This window comes from Microbacterium sp. CFSPD4_SD4, assembly GCF_057364585.1.
In genome coordinates this window covers 100090-122949 of the sequence record NZ_JBNFOC010000002.1, presented here as the reverse complement: position 1 = coordinate 122949, position 22860 = coordinate 100090, and the positions used below count along the sequence as shown (strand labels likewise).

The window sequence follows — 22860 nt, the reverse complement described above, 5'->3', positions numbered from 1 at the left end:
TGCCCGCTTCCACAGGAGAGAGAGGACACCCATGACGGAGATCCCCACCACCATGACCGCCAGTGTGCTGCGGGGGGTGAAGGACCTGGCGCTCGAGGAGCGCCCCGTCCCGGTCCCCGCGGCCGACGAGGTGCTGATCGAGGTCGCCAGCGTCGGCGTCTGCGGCTCCGACGTGCACTACTACGAGCACGGCCGCATCGGCCCGTACGTCGTCGACAGCCCGCTCATCCTCGGCCACGAGGTGAGCGGACGCATCGTCGCGGTGGGTGCGGACGTCGACCCGGCGCGGATCGGTCGGCGCGTCGCCATCGAGCCGCAGCGGCCCTGCCGCCGCTGCGACTTCTGCCGGGCGGGCGACTACAACCTCTGCCCGCAGATGGCCTTCTACGCCACCCCGCCCGTGGACGGCGCGTTCTGCGACTACGTGCTCATCCAGGACGACTTCGCCTACGACGTCCCCGACTCGATCAGCGATCACGCCGCCGCCCTCATGGAGCCGCTGTCGGTCGGGATCGCGGCCGCGCAGAAGGGCGGCATCAAGGTCGGCGACACCGTGCTGATCGCCGGAGGCGGTCCCATCGGCATCATCACGGCGCAGGTCGCGAAAGCATTCGGTGCGGTCGACGTCGTGATCGCCGACATCAACCCGGCCCGCCGCGAGCTCGCCGCGTCGTACGGTGCGCGCACGATCGATCCGGCCGCCGACTCCACGGTGGAGCTGGAGGCGAACGTGTTCATCGACGCCTCCGGCGCGACGCCCGCCATCGTCAACGGCATCCGCTCCACCCGGGCCGGCGGCACGGTCGTGCTCGTGGGCAGCGCCGACGAGTTCCCGCTGTCGGTGCCCGAGGTCGCCATGCGCGAGCTCAACGTCACCGGCATCTTCCGGTACACCGGCACGTGGCCCATCGCCCGCGCGCTCCTCGAATCCGGTCAGGTGGAGCTCGACTCGCTCGTGACCCACGTCTACGGCATCGAGCAGGTGGAGGAGGCGCTGTCGGGCGAGGGATCGATCGACTCCCTCAAGCGCATCGTCCTGCCCCGCGTCCGGCGCGTCGACGAGCCCGCCGTGAAGGCGGCGTCATGACCGAGGCCCTGCTCTCGGTCGAGGGCGTCTCGAAGTCGTTCCCCGGGGTGAAGGCCCTGGACGATGTCTCGTTCGACGTGCGTCCCGGCACCGTCCACGCCCTGTGCGGAGAGAACGGCGCCGGCAAGTCGACGCTGATGAAGATCATCAACGGCATCTACCAGCCCGACGCCGGGACCATCCGGGTGCGCGGCGAGGAGGTGCGGATCAAGAACCCCATCGACGCCCGCGCCCGCGGCATCGCGATGATCTCGCAGGAGCTCAACTACGTGCCCGGCATGACCATCGCCGAGAGCTTCTTCCTGGGCCGCTTGCCGATGAAGTTCGGCAAGGTCGACTGGCGGTTCATCCGCAGCGAGGCCCGGCGCATCCTCGCCGAGGAGGGGCTCGACTTCTCCATCAACCGCCGTCTCGGCACCCTCACCGTGTCGGAGATCCAGACGCTCGAGATCCTCCGCGCCGTGTACCACAGCGCGGACGTGCTGATCATGGACGAGCCGACCTCGGCGATCGCGCACAAGGAGGTCGAGTCGCTGTTCGCGAAGATCCGCGACCTGCGCGCCCAGGGCAAGTCGATCATCTACATCTCGCACAAGATGGACGAGGTCTTCGAGCTGGCCGACGACATCAGCGTGCTGCGGGACGGCACGGTGGTGAGCTCGCAGCCGGCCTCCGAGATCACGTCGAGCCAGGTGATCGCGCAGATGGTGGGCCGCGACCTCGACCACCAGTCCTACCCGAAGGAGCAGGTCGCGATCGGCGACACGGTCTTCCGGGCCACCGGGCTGTCCGCCGAGCACATGTTCGAGGACATCGACCTGCACATCCGCGCCGGCGAGATCGTCGGGCTTGCCGGGCTCATCGGCGCCGGGCGCAGCGAGGTCATCCGTGCCGTATTCGGTCTCGACAAGCTGGACGCCGGGGAGATCGAGGTCGACACGCAGACCGTGAAGATCAAGAACCCGACCCAGGCGATCAAGGCGGGCGTCGCGATGCTGTCCGAGGACCGCCGGCTGGTGGGGATCGTCCCGCAGCTGAGCATCATGAAGAACGCCACCCTCGCCAGCCTCCGCAAGGTGATTCACGGCGGCTTCGCCCGGCGTCGGGAGGAGGAGGAGCTCGTCACCGAGTACTTCCGGAAGATGAACGTCAAGGCGCCGAGCCTGCAGACGCGCATCGCGAACCTCAGCGGCGGCAACCAGCAGAAGGTGCTCCTGGCCCGCTGGCTGATCGCCGATCCGAAGGTGCTCCTCCTCGACGAGCCCACGCGCGGCATCGATGTGGGCGCGAAGTTCGAGATCTACAAGATCATGACCGAGCTCGCCCGCCAGGGACGCGGCATCCTCATGATCTCGTCCGAGCTCCCCGAGCTCATCGGCATGTGCGACCGCATCTACGTGATGTCGGCCGGACGCCTCACCGCGGAGCTGACGCCCGATCAGTTCTCGCAGGAAACCATCCTCACCTACGCCATGAATGAAATCGAGGTGGCATGACAATGCTCCAGACACTGAAGAGACTCGAGGTGAACCGCTTCTCGATCTACATCATCCTGCTGGTGGTGATCGTCGCGGCGAGCTTCCTGAGCCCGAACTTCCTGAGTTCGGACAACATCTTCAACGTGCTGCGCCAGGTCGCGGTGATCACGATCCTCGCCTTCGGCGCGATGACGCTGATCATCGGCGGCATGATCGACCTGTCCGCCGGCGCCGTCATGGCGTTCGCGGGTGTCGTGTCGGTGCTGGTCTACAAGTCGACGGGCAACCTGCTGCTCGCGATCCTCGCCGGCATCCTCATCGGCATGCTGTGCAACCTGGTGAACGCCTTCCTCGTCGCGACGTTGAAGACCCCCGCGTTCATCGTGACGCTCGGGATGATGCTGATGGCCCGCGGCGCGGTGCTGGAGCTGACCCAGGGGCAGAACGTCCTCCAGCTGGGCGACTTCATCCTCATCGGCCAGGGCAACCTCGGCTGGCTGCCGATCCCGGTGCTCGTGCTGATCGGCGTGACGATCGTGATCTGGTATCTCATGAACCAGACCAGGTACGGCCGCTCGGTCTACGCGGTGGGCGGCAACGAGGAGGCGGCACGCGCCGCCGGAATCTCCGTGGAGCGCGTGAAGTACCAGGCGTTCCTCGTGAACGGCGCCCTGGTCGGCATCGCCGGTGTCATCTTCATGTCCCGCGTCAACGCCGGTCTCCCCAACGCGGGCGTCGGCTACGAGCTGCAGGCCATCACCGCCCCGATCATCGGTGGCACGAGCTTCTCCGGCGGCGTCGGCACCGTGATGGGCACCCTCGCCGGTGCGCTCATCGTCGGCATCCTCGGCAACATCATGAACCTCATCGGGATCGGCTCGTACATCCAGCAGATCGTGATGGGCGCGATCATCGTCGTCGCCGTCGCCTACGACGTGTTCAGCAAGCGCGGCAAGGCCAAGACCACGATCCTCAAGTCCGACGCGAAGGGCGATCCCTTCCCTGTCGGAGCATCCGCATCCGCATCCGCATCCGCATCCGACCCGGGAGGCGGCAGGACGTCGTCCTGACCGCGCCCACCCGACCGCTTCACCCCACCCAGAGAAACAGGAGAAGACAATGAAGAGTCTTACCCGCAGGATCATCGCGTTCGGCGCCGCTGCCGCCGCGGCGATCAGCCTCGCCGGCTGCGCCGTCACCACCGGGAACCCGACCGGGAACGGCGGAGGCGGTGGCTCCGAGGACAAGGACGAGTACCGCGTCGCGTACATCGCCCGTGCGCAGGCCGACTCGTTCGCCGCCTGGCTCGCGAACGAGATGAAGACGGCCGCCGGCGAGTACGACGACATCACCCTCGAGGTCTTCGACGGCCAGGCCGACGACGAGATCGAGAACAAGATGATCGAGAACGCGATCGCGAACAAGTTCGACGCGATCATCGTCCAGGCCAACAACGCCGACGCACAGCTGCCGTACATCCAGCAGGCCATCGACGCGGGCATCGTGACCATCACGACCAACCCGCGCGTGGAGGGCCTGACCGGTGGCGACTCAGTCGACGCCGACCCCTACAAGCAGGGCGCGGTCGTCGCCGAGCTCGCGGTGGAGCAGATCCCGGACGGGGCCAACGTCGTGGTGCTGAACGGCCCGGCCGGCAACTTCCACAGCACGGCTCGCCGCGACGCCTGGGAGAAGGAGTTCTTCGCCGAGCGTCCCGACGTGACCATCGTCGCCGAGGACATCGCGAACTGGAACAAGGACGAGGCGATGACCCTGATGGAGGACTGGTCGCTGGCCAACTCCGACATCGACGCGATCATCTCGATGAACGACAACATGGCCTCCGGTGCACTGGAGGCGGTGAAGGGCAAGGGCGGCTTCGACGGCATCCTCGCCTACGGCGTCGACGGCACCCCCGAGGCCGTCCTGCTGATCGAGGCCGGCACCATGACCGCCACCTCCTGCAGAACGCCCGCGAGCTGGCGGAGCTCAACCTCAAGGCCGTGCACGATCTCCTGACCGGTGCGGAGGACGAGGTGAACGTCGACATCGGCAACCCGCTCATCACGAAGGACGGCGTCCAGGAGTACATCGACCTGTACAAGGACGCCGGACTGCTCGACCAGTGACATCGGTCGGGGAGCGGGCGCCCGCCCGCTCCCCGATCCGTGCCCGACCACCGCCGAGGATCGCTGATGCACGCACTCACCGCCGCCGATGCCCTGACCCGGGTGGGGGAACTGTCCAGCGACGGGCGGCCGTTCCTGCTCGGCGTCGTCGGGCCGCCCGGGGCCGGCAAGTCCACCCTCGCCGAGCGGCTCGGGATGCCGGTCCTCCCGATGGACGGGTTCCACCTCGCAAACGACGACCTCGATCGCCGCGGACTCCGCGACCGCAAAGGGGCACCGGAGACGTTCGACGTCGCCGGTTTCGCGGCCCTCCTCGGCCGCCTCCGCGCGGGGGAGGACGTGCGCGCCCCACGGTTCGACCGCGACATCGACGCCGCGGTCGCCGAGATGCTGCCGCTCTCCGCCCGGGATCGCGTGATCGTGGTGGAGGGCAACTATCTGCTGCACGACGCCGACGGGTGGGAGCACGTGCGCCCCCTGCTCGACGAGACCTGGTACCTCGACGTGCCCGAGGACCTGCGGCTGCGTCGTCTCGTCGCCCGCCACGAGGCGTACGGGAGGTCGCACACCGACGCCGTCGCCTGGGCGACCGACGTCGACGGCCCCAACGCCGTCCTCATCCGCGCGACCCGGCATCGGGCCGACGCCATCATCACCCTGAACGAAGGAGACGACGCATGAGCGTCATGGATGCATTCGCCCTCACCGGCAAGACCGCGCTGGTCACCGGCGCCACCCGCGGTCTCGGCCGCGAGTTCGCCCGTACCCTCGCCGAGGCCGGCGCCGACGTGGTCGTCCACGGTCGGGACGAGGCCGCAGCGCAGGAGACCGCGGCCGAGATCGAGGCCGTCGGGCGGCGGGCCTGGGTCGTGCTCGGCGACCTCACCGAGCGCTCCTCCGTGGACCGCATCGCGGCGGAGGCGATCGAGGCCGTGGGCGGGCGTCTCGACATCCTCATCAACAACGCGGGCGCCTGCATCCACCGCCCGGCGCTCGAGGTGACGGACGACGAGTGGGCGCACGTCATCGACACGAACCTCACCGCCTTGTGGCGACTGTCGCAGACGGTCGGTGCGCACATGGTCGCGCGCGGCTCCGGGTCGATCGTGAACGTCGGCTCCATCTCGGCCCAGATCGTCAACCGCCCGCAGATGCAGCCCGCCTACAACGCCTCCAAGGCCGCGGTGCACCACCTCACCAAGTCGCTGGCGGCCGAGTGGGCGCCGGCGGGGGTGCGCGTGAACGCCGTGGCGCCCGGCTACATCAAGACCGACATGTCGCCGGTGGACGAGCCGCGCTTCCGACGGTTCTGGATCGAGGACTCCGCGCAGCAGCGCTACGCCACGCCGAGCGAGGTCAGCCCGTCGGTGGTCTTCCTCGCGTCGGATGCCGCGAGCTTCATGTCCGGCACCGTCCTGGTGGTCGACGGCGGGTACACGCTGTTCTGACCCCGCATGTGCGAGCGCCCGCTTCCGGGGAGGAGAGCGGGCGCTCGTGCGTGTACGGACTCAGTCGTCGCCGTCGGCCTCGGGCATGCCAGGCCCGGGCCCCGGACGCACCTCGGCATCGTCCCGGATGTCGATGCGCGTGTTGCCGTCGTGCTCCGAGACGTCCACGCGCGGCGCGGCGTCGGCCTCCGTGGCATCGGGGGCCGAGGTCAGCTGGTCGTGACGGTTCTCCTCGAACGTCTCGTCGGCGGTGTCGTCAGGCGTGCTCATGGCTCTCCTTCGTGTCAGTGGTCTGGGAACGGTTGCGGGTCCATCGGGCGAGAGCATAGAGAACGCCCCCGACGGCGAGGAGGATGGCGCCGAACAGCCACACCTGCGGGCGCTGCTGGGTGAGCAGCAGGATGCACGACGCGACGCCGAGCACCGGGACGAACGTCCACACGCGGAAGTGGTCGTGCTCGACCTTGTCGCGGCGCAGCACCAGCACCGAGATGTTGACGCTGAGGAAGACGACGAGCAGCAGCAGCACGACGGTCTCGGCGAGCGTCGCGAGGTCTCCGACCAGCGTGAGGCCCATCGCCACGAGCGTCGTGGTGAGGATCGCGACCCACGGGGTCTTCCGCTTCGGCAGGACGCGCCCGAGCACCGACGGCAGGAGGTTCTGCTCCGCCATGCCGTAGGTGAGGCGGCTGACCATGATCATCGTCAACAGGGCTCCGTTGGCGACGGCGATGAGCGCGATGAGGCTGAACAGCCAGGACGGGACGCTGACCCCGGTGGCCTCGACGACCGCGAGCAGCGGGCCGCTGGACTCCTGCAGCTCGGAGGCCGGCAGGGCGACGGCGCTGGCGATGCCGACGAGCACGTACACGACACCGGCGGTGAGGAGCGCACCGAACAATGCGCGCGGGTAGGTCCGCCGCGGGTCCTTGACCTCTTCGATCATGTTGGCCGAGGTCTCGAAGCCGACGAACGAGTAGTACGCGATCACCGCGCCGGAGAGCACCGCGAGGGCGACGTTCGCCCCCTCGGGCACCTGCGTCGCCCGGGACAGATCGCCGCCTCCGCCGCCGACGAACACCGCGACGACGACGATCACGATCACGAGGCCGCTGAGTTCGATCGCCGTCATCACGAGGTTCGCGCCCATCGATTCGCGGATGCCGCGGGCGTTGAGCAGGCCGACGATCGCGAGGAAGACGATCGCGACCGGGATCGTCGGCAGGTCGATGAAGGTGCTGAGGTAGTCGCCGGCGAAGGCGATGGCGAGACCGGCCGCGCTCGTCACGCCGGCCGCGAGCATGCTGAAGCCGACGAGGAAGGAGACCAGCGGGCTGCGGAACGCCCGCTCGGCGAACACCGCGGCGCCGCCCGCGCGGGGGTACTTGGTGACGAGCTCGGCATACGACCCTGCGGTGAGCATGGCGAGGAGGAGCGCGAGGACGAGCGGTGCCCAGAGCAGGCCGCCCACGTCCTCCGAGAGCACACCCATCAGCGCGTAGATCCCCGCCCCCAGCACGTCGCCGAGGATGAACGCGAACAACAGGGGGCCGGTGATGGCGCGGCGCAGCCGGGTTGGGTTCTCGGCGCGCGGCTCGGTCTGGACGGTCATCCTTGCACGGTAGGGGCCGGAACCCCGGCAGGCGACGGGCTTGACAGTTCCGCCGCCAATGAGCCACCGAGAGCCGACCGCGCGCTATCCTCGGTGCCGCAAGGCGGGTCGTCGCCCGGGCCGTTCCGGGGGGACGGGGGGCCGCCTGCGATCCCACAGAAGGACACCATCATGACCGGTACACCTCGCAAGGCGCTCGCAGAAGCGGTCGCCACGTTCCTCTTCGTCCTCGCCATCATCGCGGCGGTGAACAGCGGAAGCCCCCTCACCCCGCTCGCGATCGGCTTCACGCTGATGGTGCTCGTGTACTCCACGGGCCACATCTCCGGCGCCCACCTCAACCCGGCGGTCTCGCTGGGTGTGTTCCTGCGCGGCGGGCTCAGCGTCGCCGACTTCGTCTCCTACCTCGTCGCGCAGTTCGCCGGCGGGGCGCTCGCCGCTCTCGTGGCCCTCGCCGTCTGGCCGGCGGGGGAGAAGGCGATGGTCATCGAGGTCGGTCCGGCGTTCCTCGTCGAGGCGCTGTTCACCCTGATCCTCGTCTGGGTCGTGCTGAACTCCGCCACCTCGAAGGACACGGCGGGCAACTCGTTCTACGGGCTCGCGATCGGTGCGACCGTCTTCGTCGGTGCGGCGACGGTCGGCTCCATCTCGGGTGGCGGATTCAACCCGGCGGTGGCACTCGGCCTCTCGGTCAGCGGGCACTTCGCGTGGGGCTCGCTCTGGCTGTACATCGTGGCTCCCGCGGTCGGTGCCGTCATCGCCGCTTTGCTGTTCCGGGTGCTCAACACCGACGATGCGCGGAAGATCGCCGCGGACGCCGAGTAGAAGCCTCGCCTCGGAGCGCCGCATCCCTCAACGGGGTGCGGCGCTCCGTCGTCTCGTCAGCGGCGTCGGCTCCGTCGGCGCATCGCCGCGGACGTGACGGCCACCACCGTTCCGACGACCACGCCGATGATCGTCTCCAGCACGCGGTCGGTCAGCAGGTCGGCGACCGGAGTCGGCGCGGCCAGGTGCACCATCAGGAGCGCGAGCGGGGTGACGAACACCATCGCGATGCCGTAGTTGCGGCCGATGAACAGTTCGGCCGTCCCCTGCAGGACCACCACGACGGCGATCACGGCGAGCGGCGGCATGTCGAGGGCGAGGATCCCGGCGGCGACCAGCACGCCGAGCAGCGTGCCGACGAGGCGCTGGATGCCGCGGATCACGCGGGCGTTGAGCTGCGCGCCGCTGACCGCCGCGACCGCGCCGACCGCCGCCCAGTACCAGTGGGTGCCGCCGAGGAGCAGGCCGACCATGCCCGCTCCGACGATCGCGGCGGCGACCGAGGCGGCCATCTCGGCGGCGACCGGCCCGACGGCCGGGCGTGCCTTCGGTGCCGCCTCCGCCGTGGTCCGGGTGACGACGGCGACCAGGGCGGTGAGCGCGAGGCCGAAGAGCACGCTCGCCCCGCCGACCAGCAGGACCGCGCCGAAGGAGGCGCCGGTGGCGGGGATGGTCGCGCACGCCCCGGTCGCGAAGACCGTGAAGAGCGGACCGGGCGGGTGCCACTGCAGGACGTAGGCGAGCAGCGTCACGGCCGACGCGACGAGGGCGACGACGACGATGCTCAGCACGGCGGGGGCGGCGAGGACCGACAGGGCCGTGCCGATCAGCATCGCGCCGAGCAGCACGCCGCCGGCGCTGGCCTGCATACGGATCCGGTCGCGGAAGACGTCGTGCCGGCCGTAGAGCGCGGCGAAGGCGCCGAAGCTCGCATAGATGCTGAGGTCGAGCCGGCCGACGGCCCACAGCACGAGGAGCGGGACGGCGACACTGACCGCGGCGCGCAGGGCGACCCGGTGATCCCCGCGGTGCGGACCGACGCGGAGGACTCCCGTCCACACCCGTCCCTGCGATTCCGTCACCGATCAAGCCTACGTCCGTCGCCCGGCGGCGATGTGCGAGGGTGGGAGGGATGACCACTCCGCCTCCGCCGCGCCGCACCCTCCTGGTCGGCTTCGGGAAGCTCGGCACCCGGCTCGCTCCGCTGCTCCTCGCGGACGGTGGTGAGGTCCTGGCCCTCCGCCGCAGTGACGGACCCGTGCCGGACGGGGTGACGGCGCTCGCGGCCGATCTGACCGTTCCGCTCACCGCGCCGCTGCCCGAGGTCGACGCGGTTGTGATGACCCTGCCGCCCGGTCCGGACGTGTCGTCGTATCGCACGGCGCTCGCGCATCTCGCGGCGGCGCTGCCGGCCCGGCCGACGCGGACGGTCTTCGTCTCGTCCACCGGGGTGTTCGACGGCGCCGGGAGCTCCGAGCCCGTGACCGAGCGGGTCGAGCCGGCGCCCACCACCGACCGGGGCCGCGGTCTGCGGGACGGCGAGAAGGCGGCCGTCGAGCTCTTCGACGCGGTGGTCGTGCGCCCCGCGGGCATCTACGGTCCCGGACGCGAGTTCCTCCTCCGGAAGGTCAGGGAGGGGGCACCCGTCACGCACCGCCGCCGCACGAACCGGATCCACGAGGCCGATCTCGCACGCATTCTCGACCTGCTGCTGCGGATGCCGGAGCCCCCGACGCTCGTGCACGCCGTCGACCAGGCGCCCGCTCCGCTGGGAGACGTCGTGACCTTCCTCGCCGACCGCCTCGGCGTGCCCGTGCCCCCGGACGACGGCGGTGCGGCGAGCGGCTTCGTCTACGACGGCTCGCTGGCGCATGCGGTCCTCGGCAGGCTCGACTACCCGACCTACGAGGACGGCTACGCGGACATGATCGACCGGGACTGAGGGCATTCCGAGCGTCCGTCGTCCGGCGTACCGTGGGCGCATGACGAATGCGCAGACGGCCGTCGAGGTCGTCGACTGGCGGCGGCGGGTGTTCGCCCTGTACGAAGCGGTGCGACGGGCCGACTCCCCGGAGGAGGCGCACGAGCTGTGGCGGATCGAGCGCGACGAGCTGCTGCTGCGGCACCCGGCGACGCCTCTCCTCCCGCAGGACAGGGCGCTGTTCGAGGGGCTGCCGATCGCCTCGTACGACCCGGCCTGGCGGTTCGAGCTCCCGATCCGCGACACGGAGCCGGCCACGTTCGAGTTCGCCACGGGGACGGACGGCATCGTGCCGTTCGAGCGCGTCGGCGTCGTGGAGATCCCTGACGTCGGGTCCCTCGACGTGTGGCGGCTCGCCTCCTACGGCGGCGGCCTGTTCGTGCCGGTGCGCGATTCCTCCGCCGGGCAGAGCGGGGGGACGTACGGCGGCGGGCGGTACCTCATCGACACGATCAAGGGTGCCGACCTCGGGGCCGACCCGCGCCGCGGCACGCTCGTGCTCGACTTCAACTTCGCGTACAACCCGTCCTGCGCCTACGACCCGGCGTGGGCGTGCCCGCTGGCGCCACCCGGCAACGTGCTGACGGTGCCGATCCCGGTCGGAGAGCTCCGATGAGACCGCTGCGGTACGCGATCAACGTGACGCTCGACGGCTGCTGCCATCACGAAGCGGGACTCCCGCCCGACGAGGAGTCGATGCGCTTCTGGACCGCGGAGCTGCAGCGCGCCGACGCGCTGCTCTACGGCCGGGTGACGTACGACATGATGCGGGCCGCGTGGCGGCGTCCGGAATCCGGAGTCTGGCCGGACTGGATGGAGGAGTGGGAGACGCCCTTCGCAGAGACCATCGATCGCCTGCCGAAGCATGTGGTGTCGGCGACGCTCGATGCCGTCGACTGGAACGCGGACCTCGTACGCGGCGACCTCTCGAAGGCGGTGCGGGGGCTAAAGGATCAGCCTGGGGAGGGCTTGTCGGTCGGCGGAGTGGCTCTGCCCGCGGCGCTCGCGGACCTCGGGCTGATAGACGAGTACCTGTTCGTGGTCCACCCGGTCGTCGCGGGGCATGGTCCCCGGCTGCTCGACGGCGTGCACGAGCGTCTTCGGCTCGAGCTCGTGGAGCGGCGGGAGTTCCGCTCCGGCGCCGTCGCGCAGCGGTACCGTCCGGTGGCGTGAGCGACGCACAGCGACCCCGACGCATCAGCCGGCGTCAGCGTTGCGTCCGGAGGCAGGTCGCCCCGGCCACCAGATGCGGTCGCCGACGAGAGCGAACAGCGCCGGGACGATCACCGTCCTGACCACCAGCGTGTCGACGATCACACCGACGCCGACGATCAGCCCCAGCTGCCCGAGGGTGACCAGCGGCAGGACGCCGAGCGCCGCGAACACGGCGGCGAGGACGATCCCGGCGCTCGTGATGACGCCGCCGGTGTGGGCGACCGCTTCCACCATGCCGTCCCGGGTGCCCCGCAGCACCGCCTCGGTCCGGGCGCGGTGGACCAGGAAGATCGTGTAGTCGATGCCGAGGGCGACCAGGAACAGGAAGGCCAGCAGCGGTACCGGGAGATCGAGCGCGTGCTGCCCGAACAGCACGCGACTGAGCCAGGCCCCGGCGCCGATGGCGGCCACGGCACTCGCCACGTTGACGGCGAGCAGCAGCAGCGGCGCGACCAGGGATCGCAGCAGGAACGTCAGCACCAGGAAGCTCACCACCAGGACCAGGGGCACCACGACGCCGAGGTCCGCGAGGTTCCCGGCGCGGGCGTCGAGATCCGTCGCCACCGCGCCGCCGACGACCGCCCCCGCCCCCGGCACATCGTGCACGGCGTCCCGGAGATCCGTGATCTGAGCCAGGCTCTCGTCGGTACTGGGCGCATACTCGCTGGTCACCAGGATCTTCGTGAGCTTCCCATCGTCCGTCGTCCCGACAGGAGTGGCGCGGACGATGCCCTCCACGTCGCGCGCCGCAGTGAGGACGGCTTCGGCTTCGCCGCTGTCCGTGACGATGAGGATCGGCTGCGCCTCTCCCGCCGGGAAGTGGTTCGAGAGCACCTCGAGACCCGTCGCGGACTCGGACGGGACCCGGAACTTGTCGACCTGGTCGAGCCCGACGGTCGTCCCGACGAGGCCGACCGTCATCACGGCCAGCAGGGCCGCACCGCCGAGGAGGCTCACGACCGGCCGGCTCACGACGCGCGTCGCGATCGTCCGCCACACCCCGTCGCGTCGTGCGGCAGCTCCGGGACGAGGGACGAACGGCCAGAACACCTTCCGTCCGCACACCGCCAGCAGCGGAGGCAGCAGGAAGAGGACGGACGCCAGGGCGACCAACAGCCCGATGGCGGACGAGACGCCGAGTCCGTGCGTGCCGGGGATCACCGCCAGGGCGAGTGTCAGGAGGGCGAGGACGACCGTGAGGTTCGAGGCGAGGATCGCCGGAGCGGTCCGGCGCCAGGCCGTGCTGAGCGCGCGGCGGTGGTTCGTCGTGGTGGTGAGCTCCTCCCGATATCTCGAGATCAGGAGCAGGGCGTAGTTGGTCCCGGCGCCGAAGACGAGGACGCTGATGATCCCGGCATCGAACTGCAGGTCCCACGCGGAACCGGCAGCCGCGGTCAGTCGCCCGGCGAGTCCGTCGGCCAGGCCGACGGCGGCGAGCGGCAGCAGCCACAGCACCGGTGACCGGTACGTGACGATGAGGAGCACGGCGACGATCAGGACGGTCACGAGGAGCAGGGTGAAGTCGGCGCCTTCGAAGGAGGCGGCGATATCGGCGCCGAACGCCGGACCGCCGGTCACGAGTAGCGTCATCCCGTCCGGTGCGTGCTCGTCGATGTCGGCGCGGAGCGCCGCGATCACCGAGGCGGTGTCGGTGCTCGTCTGGCCGACCGCGATCGGCGTCACGAGAACCGCGGCCTTCTCGTCCTCGCTCACGAGAGGCCCGGTCGGATCCGCGTCCGCGTGCGCGTCGAGCACCGGGAGGAGACCTTCGAGGGCGGTGACGTCCTCTGCCGAGAGCGTCGCGCCGTCGTCGCGTGACGCGACCACGATCACGGACTGCCGATCCGCGTTCGGGAACTCGGCCAGCAGGTCGCTCGTGTGCGCCGACTCCGACCCCGCGGGGCCTGCTCGTTGCCGGCGGGTGCCTTCGCCGACCCGAACAGGCCGAAGAGAGTCATCATGATCAGGACGACCGCTCCGAGCGTGATCCACGCTCCGCCACGGGAGGTCATCCACTCGGGAAAGCGCCGAAGAGCGCGAGAATCTGCCATACCCGTCACTCCACCAGGAGCGCCGGGCGGCGACATCGTCAAGACGATGGAGGGAGGTCTCCCTCTTTCGATGGATGCCGGTCGGGCGGGGGCGGGTACGCCGAACCGGTCGCATCGAGGCGAGGATCAGAGAGGTGGTGTCACTTCCAAAACTACTCCGGACTGCCGAGCCGCCCTGGTAGTGCTTCTCGGACTGATGTTTTTGCCGAATCCTGAAGGTCGCGGAGAGGCGCTTTCCATAGCTACTTCAGACAAACGGTTAGCTTAAATCCCAGTTCAATCGAGATTTAAGTCGGGGGTTCTTGAGCTTGAGATCCGCTCTGTGTCGCGCCGATCCCTTCTCCCGGCAGGGATCGAGGCCCCTCCCCGCCTGGGCAGGGGGTGGGCAATGCACCAAATGTGCGCAGTTTCCCCGCAGTCTGCTCGATTCGCGGCAGGGTAGTAGGCGAGAGAGAGTCGCGGGAAGCACCCCCCGGTCGAGCAGCCCACGGTTGCCGAGCGTGCCGCGGCCGATGCAGGGGGGCGAGTCGTCGGGACCGAGCTCGTTGCGCTTCGAGCCAAGCCCCTTGCGCATCTTGCGGAAGAGCTTCGTGCCGTCTATGAGCTGTACCCGGCCCGTGCGCTCGGCGCTTTTCTTGGTCGAGAGCACCCAGACGTAGGTGGCGATGCCGATGTTGTAGAACATGTCGGTGGGTAGCGCGATGATTGCTTCGAGCAGATCGCACTCGAGCACCCACGTGCGAATGTTGGACTCGCCTGACCCTGCTCCACCGGTGAACAGCGGGCTGCCATTGAGGACGATGGCAGCCCGCCCGCCTTCATCCGAGGCGGAGCGCATTTTCGAGATGAGGTGCATGAGGAACAACATCGATCCATCCGAGACGCGCGGCAGGCCAGGTCCGAACCGTCCCGCGAATCCGCGCTGAGTATGTTCGTCCGTGACGGCCTTCTGCTGCTACTTCCAATCGACGCCGAACGGCGGATTAGAGACCGTAACTGAACGTCGCGCCAGCGTGGCTGTCCTTGATGAGGGTGTCGCCGAAGAAGATGGGGCATCGACCGACTGGCCTTTGACGGTCATGTCGGCCTTGCAGATCGCGTACGACTGCGGGTTGATCTCCTGCCCGGCGAGCGTCAGCGTCGGCGGAGGGAGTGAGGCGGCCTCTCTCGATCCCCGAGATGACAGCTTGAGAAACGTTGGATCGTTCGGCGAGCTCCACTTGGCCCACGTGCTGACTGACGCGAACGTTCCACAGCATCAAGTTCGCGTCGCCCATGACTCCACCGTTGATGCACCCGCACCGGATCTGCCAAAAATATTTCGGCAGATCTAGTGCGGGTGGACCTGTGGTAGACGAAAACGACAACTGCTGACCAAGGGCACCTTGGCTGGAGTTTCCCCAGTGATTCCGAGGGATCGGGGGCTGTTAGCAAGGTTGCCAAGTAGTAGGTAGTTCATATGAGAGATCAAGAGTAAGTAAGTAGTAAAGGGGGCCCTAGCTACCCTCTGAAATCCCTACAGGGCTACGTTATGCACTCGGTCACCTTGGCAGATCGAGGTGGTCCCCTACTCTCGACTGGCGAAACGGCTCATTCCGGCCTTGGCAGAGTCCTTGGACTGACCGTGACATCAAGATTTTCTGGCGGATCTGCAGCAATCGCCCCGGACTCGCCGCAGGGTAGTCGGTGAGAGAGAGTCGCGGAGAACATATCCCCGGTCGAAGCAACCCATTGGGCTGCCGAGCGGCCGCGACCGTAGCAGGGGGAGGAGTCCTCGCGCCGGGGCCTGTGTTCGACATCTGACAAGTCCACAGCGAACCGCGGCACGCCTGCCGCCCGAGCACGTTCGAGATCCGGCGGAGCTCGAGGTGAGAGCCTGCCTAGCTGCTGCGACCTTCCTCACGGTCGCCACATCCATCATCCGCGGCTGACGACCGCGTAGCGACGGTCGATGTCGCTGTCTGCAGGAGTTGGCCGTTGAGGCAGATGTTGTAGATGGTCGTGCCACTTCAGAGCGTGCTTGCGCATCGCTCATTCGCAAGCGACGCCGTCTCCGTCTCGGTCAAGCTTCCGGCTGTATCCAGGCGAGCCGGCGTAGAGGGGCGAAGCGCCTGCCGCGCGCACCGCATCGCAGTTCGCGTAGAACGTGTTCGCGGGTGGCGCCGGAGCGGGTACCGGCTCTACCGGAGCGGGTGCGGGCTGGATGGGTGCTGGTGCCGGGACCGGCGCTGGATCTGGCTCGACGGGCGCTGGTTCCGATGTCGGCTGCGGAGCGGGTGCAGCGAAAGCTGAGCTAGGTGCGGGCTCGTCCGGGCAGGTCACCAGCACGCGGTCCATAGCGTCGTACTCGGCCTGCGTCACCCACAGACCGTAGGTGGCCTTCACCGCTACCTGCCGCGCGACGTAGGCACAGCGAAAGTCTCGGTTCGAGGGCAACCATGTCGCCGCGTCGCCGTCGCCCTTCTGCGCGTTAGCCGAGCCATCGACCGCGAGGAGGTTCAGCGGATCGTTTGCGAAGGTCGCGCGCTGATCTGCAGTGAGCTGTTGAGCGCCCTTCTGCCAGGCGTCGGACAGTGACACGACGTGGTCGATCTGCACCAGCTCGGACGTGCCCTGTCCGCGGGAGAACGCAATCTCGGTTCCGGTAAAGGGATCGGCGAGCGACCCGGAGATCACGCGGCACGGACCCGACCGTGTGGCGTCGGCGAGGTCGCGGGCGAGGATGTCGTTCCGGGTGTCACAGCCGTTGCGGTCGATGTCGAGCCATCGCTGGCCGAACTCGTCTCGGTCGTATCCGGTTTTCGGGGCGCGACCCTTCACCTCGAGGGTGGCGAGAACTGCGAGAGCAGTTTGGTTAGCCGTCGCCGATGCATCCTTCGCAGTGCCGGCCAGACCCGCGAAGGCCTGCACCTCTGACGCGTCATCCGCGAACGGCGTCGCGGATGGAGTGGGCGTTGGACTCGCGGTCGTTGTCGAGACGACATCAGCAGGCGCCTCAACAGCGGTGCTCTCGTCCGTCGGGTAGAGCGCGGTGCTGATGCTTCCGACGACGAAGAGGACCACGGCGGACGCGATGGTCCAGATCACTGCTCGTCGGCGCGAGGTGAAGCGCAGCCAAGTCGGGGTGTTGCGGACAAGGGCGACCACACCGGTGATCGTGACGATCAGCGCGATCAGCGCGACGAGCGGGGAGAGGAAGACTGTTACGAGCACGGCGGCTAGCCCGCCGATAATCCACAGCCAAGTGGGTATCTTTCGCTTCGCTGCTGCGGTCGCGAAGGTTGTCGCGGGCGGAGGAAGCATGCCGGTCGGTGGGGGCGGCGCGGTCTGCGCGCTCCACTGCTGTCCGTCCCACCAGCGGGTCTGCTTGGGATTCTCAGGGTCGGGGAACCAGCCGGCGGGAGGGGTGCTCACGCGCTCACCGCGGCGAGCATCTCGGTGAGTCCGGGATAGGCGGCGTTGTCCGCCAGTACCCGCTCGTAGTCCTTGCGGGCCATGGCCTTCTTCCCTTCGGCGAGATAGGTGTGCCCTCGTGCGACAAGCGCGAGGTGTCGCAGCTCGACGGGGCGCGAACGCACGCGTAGCGCTTCCTTCAGCGCTTCGCGAGCGGCCTCGAAGTACCCCTGTTCACGCAGCGCCGTGCCGCGCTGGATGAGGAGGAACGTCGCTGCGACGTCCTCGTTGGTGAGACCGTTGGTCAGGTCGATGATGTCTGCCCATCTTTCCTGCTCCGCGTAGAGCTCGGCGAGGGACACGGCAGCAACTGTTGTCGGCTCCAGTGCTTCGACGATGGATATGGCTCGCTCGGGATCGCCGGCGGCCTGCTCTAGCTCGGCGGCCAGCAGGCCGAGGGCCTGACGGTCCCACTTCATCATCGCCGTCACGCCGGTCGCAACCGGGATGCTGACTTCGGCTGTATCCACGTACTTGGTGATGAACGGGTCGCTGGTGGGGTCGTATCCAGAGTCGAAAAGCCACCCAAGCAGTACGCGAGCCCGTGCGTCATCGCGGTTCGGAGCAGCCACCCGCAGCACCTCGACCATTGCGGCCGTTGGCGCGGCCGCGGGGGTCTGCTGACCAACCGCATGGATTACCGATGCGTCACCGGGTCCGCTGAGCTGCTTGAACAGTTGCTTCTCCCACGCCGGGGCAGTGAGACCCGGCTTGATCTTCTTCGGCTTCGGTGGAGCTGTCGGTTGTGGTTGCTGCCGCGGACGGGATGCAGGACGCTTCGCGCTGATACTCGACGACTGTGTGTGCGAGATGCCGGTGCCCGGGATCCCGACCGTACGCGTCATGCGCCCGTTGGTGTTCACGCTGACGCGGGCGCCCCGGACACCCGCCGATACACCGATGTTCTTGCTGGATACATTCAGTCGCACGCCGGGCGCGATCTTGATGGACTTGCGGACCTTGAACCCCATAGTTCAGCCTCTCTCGACAACCTCCCTGATTCTATTCATGCGCAAGGAACGCTGCGCCTTGGTGGAGGCCAAGCCGAACCCGGCCGGTAAGCACACCTGGTCGGCGATACGTTGGCTCCTGCGCGAATCCCATCTGTAGGGGAAGAGCTGAACGACGACCACTCCTTCTTCTCATGCCGATGTGGTCACGGCGCTATCCCGGCGCCGAGGAACGGAACTGGCGGTCGGCCGTCGCCCTCATCGGCGAGCATTGGCCGACCTTGCTCGATGAGCCCGGCAACATTCTGGATGATGCGTTGCGGGCTGTTCCGCTCGATGCTTTCCGTGGTGAACCGCGAGCGACGGCGGTCCCATCATGGCTGATGCGCCCTGAGATCTACCCAGTGAACACACGAGTCAGATCGGCGCCCAAGAGGACGGTCCCCATTAGAAGTCGACGCGGCCCTCGCGGTCGATGTCCAGAGCTGTGCGGTCTTTCGCCCACTCCTCGAGCGCGGAGTCAAGTTGCTGCCGCAACCAGTCGCGGGTCTGTTCGGTCTTCGGGGTGACCGACAGCTGCCAGAGGCGCTGGTCGACGGAGCCGGTGAGATTGGCGGCGGGTGATGTCTTCATGGTGTCCCCGGTTCTTGACGTCAGTTGCGGACGGGTGTGTAGTCGGCGGCGTGGAGAAGGCGGCGGAGTTTAATGAGGAGGTCCTCGTCGACGGTCTTCTCCCGAGGAGGCGACACGATGATGGTCTCGGTGCCGACCGTGACCTTCACTTTGCTGTTGTGCTCGACGGTGACCTCCCCAACGGCTCGGAGCAGTGACAGGACGTCGTGCCACTGGACGTTGCTGCTCGTCGGGTGCTCGGAGATCTGGCGGAGTGTATTGCGGTGGTTCTCACCCAGGTGCGAGGACATGTCGGCCTACTTTCGGTGGTCTCGGTAAACACCACCGTAGGTTCGCGAAGCCGGGTGCCAGTCAGACCGTTGTCGAGTCCCGCATCGACACCGCGTAGACCGACGGGTGTCGATAGGACATTCGACAGTCGTCGTGCGCCGTTCGACAGGCGCTCTTCTACGTTCAACAGCATGGAGTTGGAGATGACCTCGACGCGGAGTGCAGCGGCCGTGCCGTACATGCTCGTCTTCGCCGGAGGAGCAGCAGGCACGAGTATCCGGATTCTCCTCGGTACATGGTGGGCGAGCAGCTCCTCGTTCCCCTGGCCGACGTTCATCATCAACGTGTCGGGCGCAATCTTGCTCGGCGCGCTCTACGGCGCATCTCGCGGGGCGGCGACGGGTCGGATGCGCTTGCTGCTCGGCACCGGAGTTCTCGGCGGGTATACGACGTACAGCACGTTCGCGGTCGGCTCCGACGGGCTGATCCTGACGGACCACCTGCTCCTCGGTGTCCTCTACGTGGTGCCGACCGTCGTCCTCGGGATCGCCGGCGGGTTCGCAGCCCAGCGCCTCACCGCTCCGAGGAAGGTACGAGCATGACGGGGCTCGTCGTCGTTCTTGCGTCCTTGGCCGGCGGTCTGGGCGCAGTCGCACGGTACGCTCTCGACACGCGAGTCACGCGTCGTGTGGGCGGCCCGTTCCCGTGGGGCACGGTCATCATCAACGTGAGCGGATCCTTCGCTCTCGGTCTCGTCACCGGGCTCGCTGACGCTCACGTCCTCGATGCATCGGGCGCGCTGATCCTGGGCGCCGGCTTCCTCGGCGGGTACACCACGTTCAGCACGGCCAGCGTGCAGGCGGCAGAGCTGTTCGCTCGTCGTCGAACGCTTCTCGGGGTCTCCTATGCCGGAGGCATGCTGAGCGCCGCTCTCCTCGCGGCGGCCGCCGGACTGGCGCTGTCTTACGCCTGGGGGCCCGCGTGAGTGCTCAGCGAGTGAAACAGATCGGCGATGGTCTCCAGCTCACGCGCGTTCCGGGCTTCGACGCGGATCGCGTTCTCCTCCAGCGGTGGCTCGAAGCTCGCTCGGTGCTCGGCCATCACCCTGTCCACGACATCGGGCCGGGCGGCAGCGGACCGGTTCGCTTGCAGCCGATGTCGCTGGGTGACCGGGTCGATGTCCAACCAGATGATCTGGAACCGCACCTTGCCCTGGGCCGCGACCTCGCGCCAGGTGTCACGCAGGAACCGGTGGGAAGCGGTGTCGTCGACGATGACGCTGCAGCCTTGCATGAGAGCCTGCAGAGCGCGTGCTTGGGCGATCTGATGCGTCTTCTGCCATTCCTCGCCCGATAGAGGCCGCGCTCGGCGTTGATGACATCGAGGCTGAGCGCCTCCGCGTCGAGGCGTGAACGCAGTTCGAGGGTCAGGGTGCTCTTTCCGGAGAATGACAGCCCGCACATCAGGGATCAGCCGCGGGGCGAGCGCCGTCATCAGGGCAGACTCGATCCACGCGAGGATGGACAACGTCGCCCGAGAGGTCCAACCGGTGGGATGGCTCCGGGCAGCATGCAGATCAGCGTGATCACCCGGCGCTACGGCGTCGGTGCGTTCTGCGCCGGGTCGATGGCGCCACGCCCGCGGACCGCGCAGGTCCACAGCACGAGGAGGACGGCCGCCGCCAGGACCAGAGACAGGCCTTCCCACCCGCGGTTGAGCAGGAATCCGCCGCCGCCTCCGACGGCGAACGCGAGAAGAACCGCGAGGTATGCGCCCGCAGGCCGCACATGCCGTTCGCCATCGTCCGCGATGCGCCGCCCGACCGCTCGCCCCAGCAGACTCGCCGCCATCTGAATGACGGAGGTGACGGCGATGTTGCCGTAGAGCATCCCTGCTTCACGGTGGAAGGCGTTGCCCTGCACTCCGGCGAGGAAACTGATGGCCCACGCGATCCACATCGGCTCGACGACGTGCCCGACGCTCAACACAGCGAGCATCGCGATAATCGCGACCTCGCCAAGAAGGACGGGCGCGGAGTACGACCTCCCTCGCCGGGAAAGCCAGAGGACCATGATGCTGCACACGAAGGCTCCGAGCGCGAAGACGAGAACAGAACTGGCAGCGAGGAGCGCGCGCCCGACGTTTCCCCCTGCGGTGAAATACCCGAGGGAGATGAGGTTGCCGGACTGCACTGTGGCGAACGTGCCGACCTGGCCGAACGTCCACGCGTCGAGCAGCCCGGAGACGAACGCGAGAGACGCAGACGCCCACACCGTTTCCAGCAGCGGGTATCGACGAAGCGACGGGGCTTGGGCGAGCGACATGAAACCTCCTCGGGACCTTTCCACCCAAGCGAACGACGCGGTTGACGGCGTCCGACGAGTGTCGAGTGCACGTTCGTCAGCTATCCCTGTTGCGCACCGCTGGGCGTTGCCAGACTCCTGAGTACCGTCCGGATTCGTCACGAAGGAGCAAGCTATGGATTCGTCTGAGAACGTCCCCGTCGGGCATGAGGTCCCCACTCTGGGTAACCCCGACCTGCCGCAGGAAGGCGAGATCAACATCGCTGACCACCCACAGAGCAACACGATGACGGGTCCGCAGAACGAGGCCATCGAGTCGCAGTTCCCGAACCAGGTGCATGCGCCGGCGACCGACATCAGCACGCAGCCGTTCTTCTGGTCGTCGTTCAACATCTCGCCCCGTCGCGTGCAGCGTGGTGGCTGGGCGCGTGAGCTGACGAAGCAGGACTTCCACATCTCCGACGAGATCGCCGGAGTGAACATGTACCTGGAGCCCGGCGGCATTCGCGAGCTGCACTGGCACCAGACCGCCGAGTGGGCCGTGATGACTCGGGGAAAGGCCCGCGTGACAACGCTCAGCCGTTCCGGCCTCCCCGCCGTGGAAGACGTGGAGGAGGGCGACCTGTGGTTCTTCCCGGCCGGTACGCCGCACTCCCTGCAGGGGCTCGGCCCGGATGGCGCCGAGTTCGTGCTCGCCTTCGACGACGGCGAGCAGTCCGAATCGAACACCCTGCTGCTGACCGACTGGTTCGCGCACACCCCTCCCGAGGTGCTGGCGAAGAACTTCGGTGTCGCACAGGAAGTGTTCTCGGACATCCCGCTCCACAATCTGTGGATCTTCCCCGGTGACGAACCGCCGGCCCTCGAGGTCGACCAGGCTGCTGCCGGCGTCGAGTGGGGCATGGAGCCGGTCATCTTCCGCCTGTCGCGCTCGAAGCCGCTGTACGAGAACACGGGCGGGTCGATTCAGATCGCTGACTCCACCAACTACAAATACTCGTCTACGGTCGCTGCGGCCCTCGTCACCGTGGAGCCGGGCTCCATGCGAGAGCTGCACTGGCACCCGAATGCCGACGAGTGGCAGTACTACCTCCGCGGCTCCGCCCGGATGACCGTGTTCAACACCGGCCCGCACGCGAACACCACCGACTTCCGTCCGGGTGATGTGGGCGTGGTCCGCAAGAACTTCGGCCACTACATCGAGAACACCGGCGACGATGTGCTGCAGTTCCTCGAGGTGTTCCGCACCGACAAGTACGAGGAGATCTCCCTCGCCAACTGGCTGTCCCACGTGCCGCCGCAGCTCGTCTCGGCGCACCTCAACATCGACCCCGCCGTCCTCGCGACCTTCCCGCGCGGCTCGCAGGGCATCACTCCTCTGCGGTAAGCAGAGACGCCGCCTCGGGATCGGGCTCGAGGCGGTAG

General features: G+C 68.1%; 26 protein-coding genes. 14 read left to right on the top strand and 12 right to left on the bottom strand.

Annotation, left to right across the window (positions count from 1 at the left end; all coding sequences use genetic code 11):
• The first annotated feature begins 31 nt into the window (after window positions 1–31).
• From AC2W7E_RS04570 to AC2W7E_RS04540, 7 genes are all read left to right on the top strand, one after another.
• Complete coding sequence (locus AC2W7E_RS04570) at window positions 32–1087, top strand: NAD(P)-dependent alcohol dehydrogenase (protein ID WP_025102716.1); 1056 nt, start codon at window positions 32–34, stop codon at window positions 1085–1087.
• On the top strand, window positions 1084–2583 hold the full coding sequence (locus tag AC2W7E_RS04565) for a sugar ABC transporter ATP-binding protein (protein WP_485988641.1): 1500 nt from the start codon (window positions 1084–1086) through the stop codon (window positions 2581–2583). The genes AC2W7E_RS04570 and AC2W7E_RS04565 overlap by 4 nt, the downstream gene beginning before the upstream one ends.
• Complete coding sequence (locus AC2W7E_RS04560; RefSeq protein WP_485988640.1) at window positions 2580–3635, top strand: ABC transporter permease; 1056 nt, start codon at window positions 2580–2582, stop codon at window positions 3633–3635. The genes AC2W7E_RS04565 and AC2W7E_RS04560 overlap by 4 nt, the downstream gene beginning before the upstream one ends.
• Window positions 3636–3684: 49 nt before the next feature.
• Window positions 3685–4584, top strand: coding sequence for a sugar ABC transporter substrate-binding protein (locus AC2W7E_RS04555; protein ID WP_485988639.1), 900 nt, complete (start codon window positions 3685–3687; stop codon window positions 4582–4584).
• Window positions 4569–4694, top strand: coding sequence for a hypothetical protein (locus AC2W7E_RS04550; RefSeq protein WP_485988638.1), 126 nt, complete (start codon window positions 4569–4571; stop codon window positions 4692–4694). Before AC2W7E_RS04555 ends, AC2W7E_RS04550 begins: the two co-directional genes overlap by 16 nt.
• A gap of 66 nt (window positions 4695–4760) precedes the next feature.
• On the top strand, window positions 4761–5375 hold the full coding sequence (locus tag AC2W7E_RS04545) for a nucleoside/nucleotide kinase family protein (RefSeq protein WP_485988637.1): 615 nt from the start codon (window positions 4761–4763) through the stop codon (window positions 5373–5375).
• Window positions 5372–6142, top strand: coding sequence for an SDR family NAD(P)-dependent oxidoreductase (locus AC2W7E_RS04540; RefSeq protein ID WP_485988636.1), 771 nt, complete (start codon window positions 5372–5374; stop codon window positions 6140–6142). Before AC2W7E_RS04545 ends, AC2W7E_RS04540 begins: the two co-directional genes overlap by 4 nt.
• A gap of 60 nt (window positions 6143–6202) precedes the next feature.
• On the opposite strand, the gene AC2W7E_RS04535 is transcribed toward AC2W7E_RS04540, so the two are convergent.
• Together AC2W7E_RS04535 and AC2W7E_RS04530 are read right to left on the bottom strand one after the other, a co-directional pair.
• Complete coding sequence (locus AC2W7E_RS04535) at window positions 6203–6412, bottom strand: multidrug transporter (protein ID WP_126893929.1); 210 nt, start codon at window positions 6410–6412, stop codon at window positions 6203–6205.
• On the bottom strand, window positions 6399–7754 hold the full coding sequence (locus tag AC2W7E_RS04530) for an APC family permease (protein WP_485988635.1): 1356 nt from the start codon (window positions 7752–7754) through the stop codon (window positions 6399–6401). The genes AC2W7E_RS04535 and AC2W7E_RS04530 overlap by 14 nt, the downstream gene beginning before the upstream one ends.
• 171 nt (window positions 7755–7925) lie before the next feature.
• On the opposite strand from AC2W7E_RS04530, the gene AC2W7E_RS04525 reads away from it, so the two are divergent.
• On the top strand, window positions 7926–8579 hold the full coding sequence (locus AC2W7E_RS04525) for an MIP/aquaporin family protein (RefSeq protein WP_485988634.1): 654 nt from the start codon (window positions 7926–7928) through the stop codon (window positions 8577–8579).
• A 56-nt stretch (window positions 8580–8635) separates the two neighbouring features.
• On the opposite strand, the gene AC2W7E_RS04520 is transcribed toward AC2W7E_RS04525, so the two are convergent.
• Entirely contained in the window at window positions 8636–9661 is a 1026-nt protein-coding gene (locus AC2W7E_RS04520) for an FUSC family protein (protein WP_485988633.1), read from the bottom strand.
• A 50-nt stretch (window positions 9662–9711) separates the two neighbouring features.
• Here AC2W7E_RS04520 and AC2W7E_RS04515 point away from each other — a divergent pair, with 50 nt between their 5' ends.
• The 3 genes from AC2W7E_RS04515 to AC2W7E_RS04505 are packed head-to-tail and all read left to right on the top strand — an operon-like array spanning window position 9712 to window position 11733.
• On the top strand, window positions 9712–10521 hold the full coding sequence (locus tag AC2W7E_RS04515) for a sugar nucleotide-binding protein (RefSeq protein WP_485988632.1): 810 nt from the start codon (window positions 9712–9714) through the stop codon (window positions 10519–10521).
• A 40-nt stretch (window positions 10522–10561) separates the two neighbouring features.
• Window positions 10562–11176: a DUF1684 domain-containing protein gene (locus AC2W7E_RS04510; protein ID WP_485988631.1), complete on the top strand. Its 615-nt coding sequence runs from the start codon at window positions 10562–10564 to the stop codon at window positions 11174–11176.
• Complete coding sequence (locus AC2W7E_RS04505; RefSeq protein ID WP_485988630.1) at window positions 11173–11733, top strand: dihydrofolate reductase family protein; 561 nt, start codon at window positions 11173–11175, stop codon at window positions 11731–11733. The genes AC2W7E_RS04510 and AC2W7E_RS04505 overlap by 4 nt, the downstream gene beginning before the upstream one ends.
• Before the next feature lie 24 nt (window positions 11734–11757).
• On the opposite strand, the gene AC2W7E_RS04500 is transcribed toward AC2W7E_RS04505, so the two are convergent.
• The 7 genes from AC2W7E_RS04500 to AC2W7E_RS04470 all read right to left on the bottom strand — a co-directional run bounded on the left by AC2W7E_RS04500 (window position 11758) and on the right by AC2W7E_RS04470 (window position 19152).
• Window positions 11758–13641, bottom strand: coding sequence for an MMPL family transporter (locus tag AC2W7E_RS04500; RefSeq protein WP_485988757.1), 1884 nt, complete (start codon window positions 13639–13641; stop codon window positions 11758–11760).
• A 444-nt stretch (window positions 13642–14085) separates the two neighbouring features.
• Window positions 14086–14718, bottom strand: coding sequence for an HsdM family class I SAM-dependent methyltransferase (locus AC2W7E_RS04495; RefSeq protein WP_485988756.1), 633 nt, complete (start codon window positions 14716–14718; stop codon window positions 14086–14088).
• A 91-nt stretch (window positions 14719–14809) separates the two neighbouring features.
• A complete protein-coding gene (locus tag AC2W7E_RS04490; protein ID WP_485988755.1) occupies window positions 14810–15085 on the bottom strand; it encodes a helix-turn-helix domain-containing protein in 276 nt (91 codons plus the stop codon).
• 772 nt (window positions 15086–15857) lie between these two features.
• Complete coding sequence (locus AC2W7E_RS04485; protein WP_485988629.1) at window positions 15858–17240, bottom strand: GmrSD restriction endonuclease domain-containing protein; 1383 nt, start codon at window positions 17238–17240, stop codon at window positions 15858–15860.
• Window positions 17237–18250, bottom strand: coding sequence for a DUF4236 domain-containing protein (locus AC2W7E_RS04480; RefSeq protein ID WP_136029804.1), 1014 nt, complete (start codon window positions 18248–18250; stop codon window positions 17237–17239). The genes AC2W7E_RS04485 and AC2W7E_RS04480 overlap by 4 nt, the downstream gene beginning before the upstream one ends.
• Before the next feature lie 426 nt (window positions 18251–18676).
• Complete coding sequence (locus AC2W7E_RS04475; protein WP_315105355.1) at window positions 18677–18862, bottom strand: hypothetical protein; 186 nt, start codon at window positions 18860–18862, stop codon at window positions 18677–18679.
• Between the two features lie 20 nt (window positions 18863–18882).
• The gene (locus tag AC2W7E_RS04470; protein ID WP_136029808.1) at window positions 18883–19152 is read right to left on the bottom strand and encodes a hypothetical protein; all 270 of its coding nucleotides are present in this window, start codon (window positions 19150–19152) and stop codon (window positions 18883–18885) included.
• Between the two features lie 171 nt (window positions 19153–19323).
• On the opposite strand from AC2W7E_RS04470, the gene AC2W7E_RS04465 reads away from it, so the two are divergent.
• Both AC2W7E_RS04465 and AC2W7E_RS04460 read left to right on the top strand, forming a co-directional pair.
• Window positions 19324–19734, top strand: coding sequence for a fluoride efflux transporter FluC (locus AC2W7E_RS04465; protein ID WP_136029810.1), 411 nt, complete (start codon window positions 19324–19326; stop codon window positions 19732–19734).
• On the top strand, window positions 19731–20117 hold the full coding sequence (locus AC2W7E_RS04460) for a fluoride efflux transporter FluC (RefSeq protein WP_136029812.1): 387 nt from the start codon (window positions 19731–19733) through the stop codon (window positions 20115–20117). Before AC2W7E_RS04465 ends, AC2W7E_RS04460 begins: the two co-directional genes overlap by 4 nt.
• Here the strand turns inward: AC2W7E_RS04460 and AC2W7E_RS04455 are convergent.
• Both AC2W7E_RS04455 and AC2W7E_RS04450 read right to left on the bottom strand, forming a co-directional pair.
• Entirely contained in the window at window positions 20096–20626 is a 531-nt protein-coding gene (locus AC2W7E_RS04455) for a P-loop nucleotide/nucleoside kinase family protein (protein WP_315105348.1), read from the bottom strand. The genes AC2W7E_RS04460 and AC2W7E_RS04455 overlap by 22 nt on opposite strands.
• Before the next feature lie 101 nt (window positions 20627–20727).
• The gene (locus tag AC2W7E_RS04450) at window positions 20728–21456 is read right to left on the bottom strand and encodes a YoaK family protein (protein WP_315105346.1); all 729 of its coding nucleotides are present in this window, start codon (window positions 21454–21456) and stop codon (window positions 20728–20730) included.
• Window positions 21457–21610: 154 nt separating this feature from the next.
• Here AC2W7E_RS04450 and AC2W7E_RS04445 point away from each other — a divergent pair, with 154 nt between their 5' ends.
• Window positions 21611–22822, top strand: a complete 1212-nt coding sequence (locus tag AC2W7E_RS04445; protein WP_315105344.1) for a cupin domain-containing protein — start codon at window positions 21611–21613, stop codon at window positions 22820–22822.
• Window positions 22823–22860: the final 38 nt, after the last annotated feature.

Coding starts and splice junctions, on each gene's coding strand:
- AC2W7E_RS04570 (WP_025102716.1), top strand. CDS start 32: ATGACGGAGATCCCCACCACCATGACCGCCAGTGTGCTGCGGGGGGTG.
- AC2W7E_RS04565 (WP_485988641.1), top strand. CDS start 1,084: ATGACCGAGGCCCTGCTCTCGGTCGAGGGCGTCTCGAAGTCGTTCCCC.
- AC2W7E_RS04560 (WP_485988640.1), top strand. CDS start 2,580: ATGACAATGCTCCAGACACTGAAGAGACTCGAGGTGAACCGCTTCTCG.
- AC2W7E_RS04555 (WP_485988639.1), top strand. CDS start 3,685: ATGAAGAGTCTTACCCGCAGGATCATCGCGTTCGGCGCCGCTGCCGCC.
- AC2W7E_RS04545 (WP_485988637.1), top strand. CDS start 4,761: ATGCACGCACTCACCGCCGCCGATGCCCTGACCCGGGTGGGGGAACTG.
- AC2W7E_RS04540 (WP_485988636.1), top strand. CDS start 5,372: ATGAGCGTCATGGATGCATTCGCCCTCACCGGCAAGACCGCGCTGGTC.
- AC2W7E_RS04535 (WP_126893929.1), bottom strand. CDS start 6,412: ATGAGCACGCCTGACGACACCGCCGACGAGACGTTCGAGGAGAACCGT.
- AC2W7E_RS04530 (WP_485988635.1), bottom strand. CDS start 7,754: ATGACCGTCCAGACCGAGCCGCGCGCCGAGAACCCAACCCGGCTGCGC.
- AC2W7E_RS04525 (WP_485988634.1), top strand. CDS start 7,926: ATGACCGGTACACCTCGCAAGGCGCTCGCAGAAGCGGTCGCCACGTTC.
- AC2W7E_RS04515 (WP_485988632.1), top strand. CDS start 9,712: ATGACCACTCCGCCTCCGCCGCGCCGCACCCTCCTGGTCGGCTTCGGG.
- AC2W7E_RS04510 (WP_485988631.1), top strand. CDS start 10,562: ATGACGAATGCGCAGACGGCCGTCGAGGTCGTCGACTGGCGGCGGCGG.
- AC2W7E_RS04505 (WP_485988630.1), top strand. CDS start 11,173: ATGAGACCGCTGCGGTACGCGATCAACGTGACGCTCGACGGCTGCTGC.
- AC2W7E_RS04490 (WP_485988755.1), bottom strand. CDS start 15,085: ATGCTGTGGAACGTTCGCGTCAGTCAGCACGTGGGCCAAGTGGAGCTC.
- AC2W7E_RS04480 (WP_136029804.1), bottom strand. CDS start 18,250: ATGGGGTTCAAGGTCCGCAAGTCCATCAAGATCGCGCCCGGCGTGCGA.
- AC2W7E_RS04475 (WP_315105355.1), bottom strand. CDS start 18,862: ATGAAGACATCACCCGCCGCCAATCTCACCGGCTCCGTCGACCAGCGC.
- AC2W7E_RS04470 (WP_136029808.1), bottom strand. CDS start 19,152: ATGTCCTCGCACCTGGGTGAGAACCACCGCAATACACTCCGCCAGATC.
- AC2W7E_RS04465 (WP_136029810.1), top strand. CDS start 19,324: ATGGAGTTGGAGATGACCTCGACGCGGAGTGCAGCGGCCGTGCCGTAC.
- AC2W7E_RS04460 (WP_136029812.1), top strand. CDS start 19,731: ATGACGGGGCTCGTCGTCGTTCTTGCGTCCTTGGCCGGCGGTCTGGGC.
- AC2W7E_RS04455 (WP_315105348.1), bottom strand. CDS start 20,626: ATGACGGCGCTCGCCCCGCGGCTGATCCCTGATGTGCGGGCTGTCATT.
- AC2W7E_RS04450 (WP_315105346.1), bottom strand. CDS start 21,456: ATGTCGCTCGCCCAAGCCCCGTCGCTTCGTCGATACCCGCTGCTGGAA.
- AC2W7E_RS04445 (WP_315105344.1), top strand. CDS start 21,611: ATGGATTCGTCTGAGAACGTCCCCGTCGGGCATGAGGTCCCCACTCTG.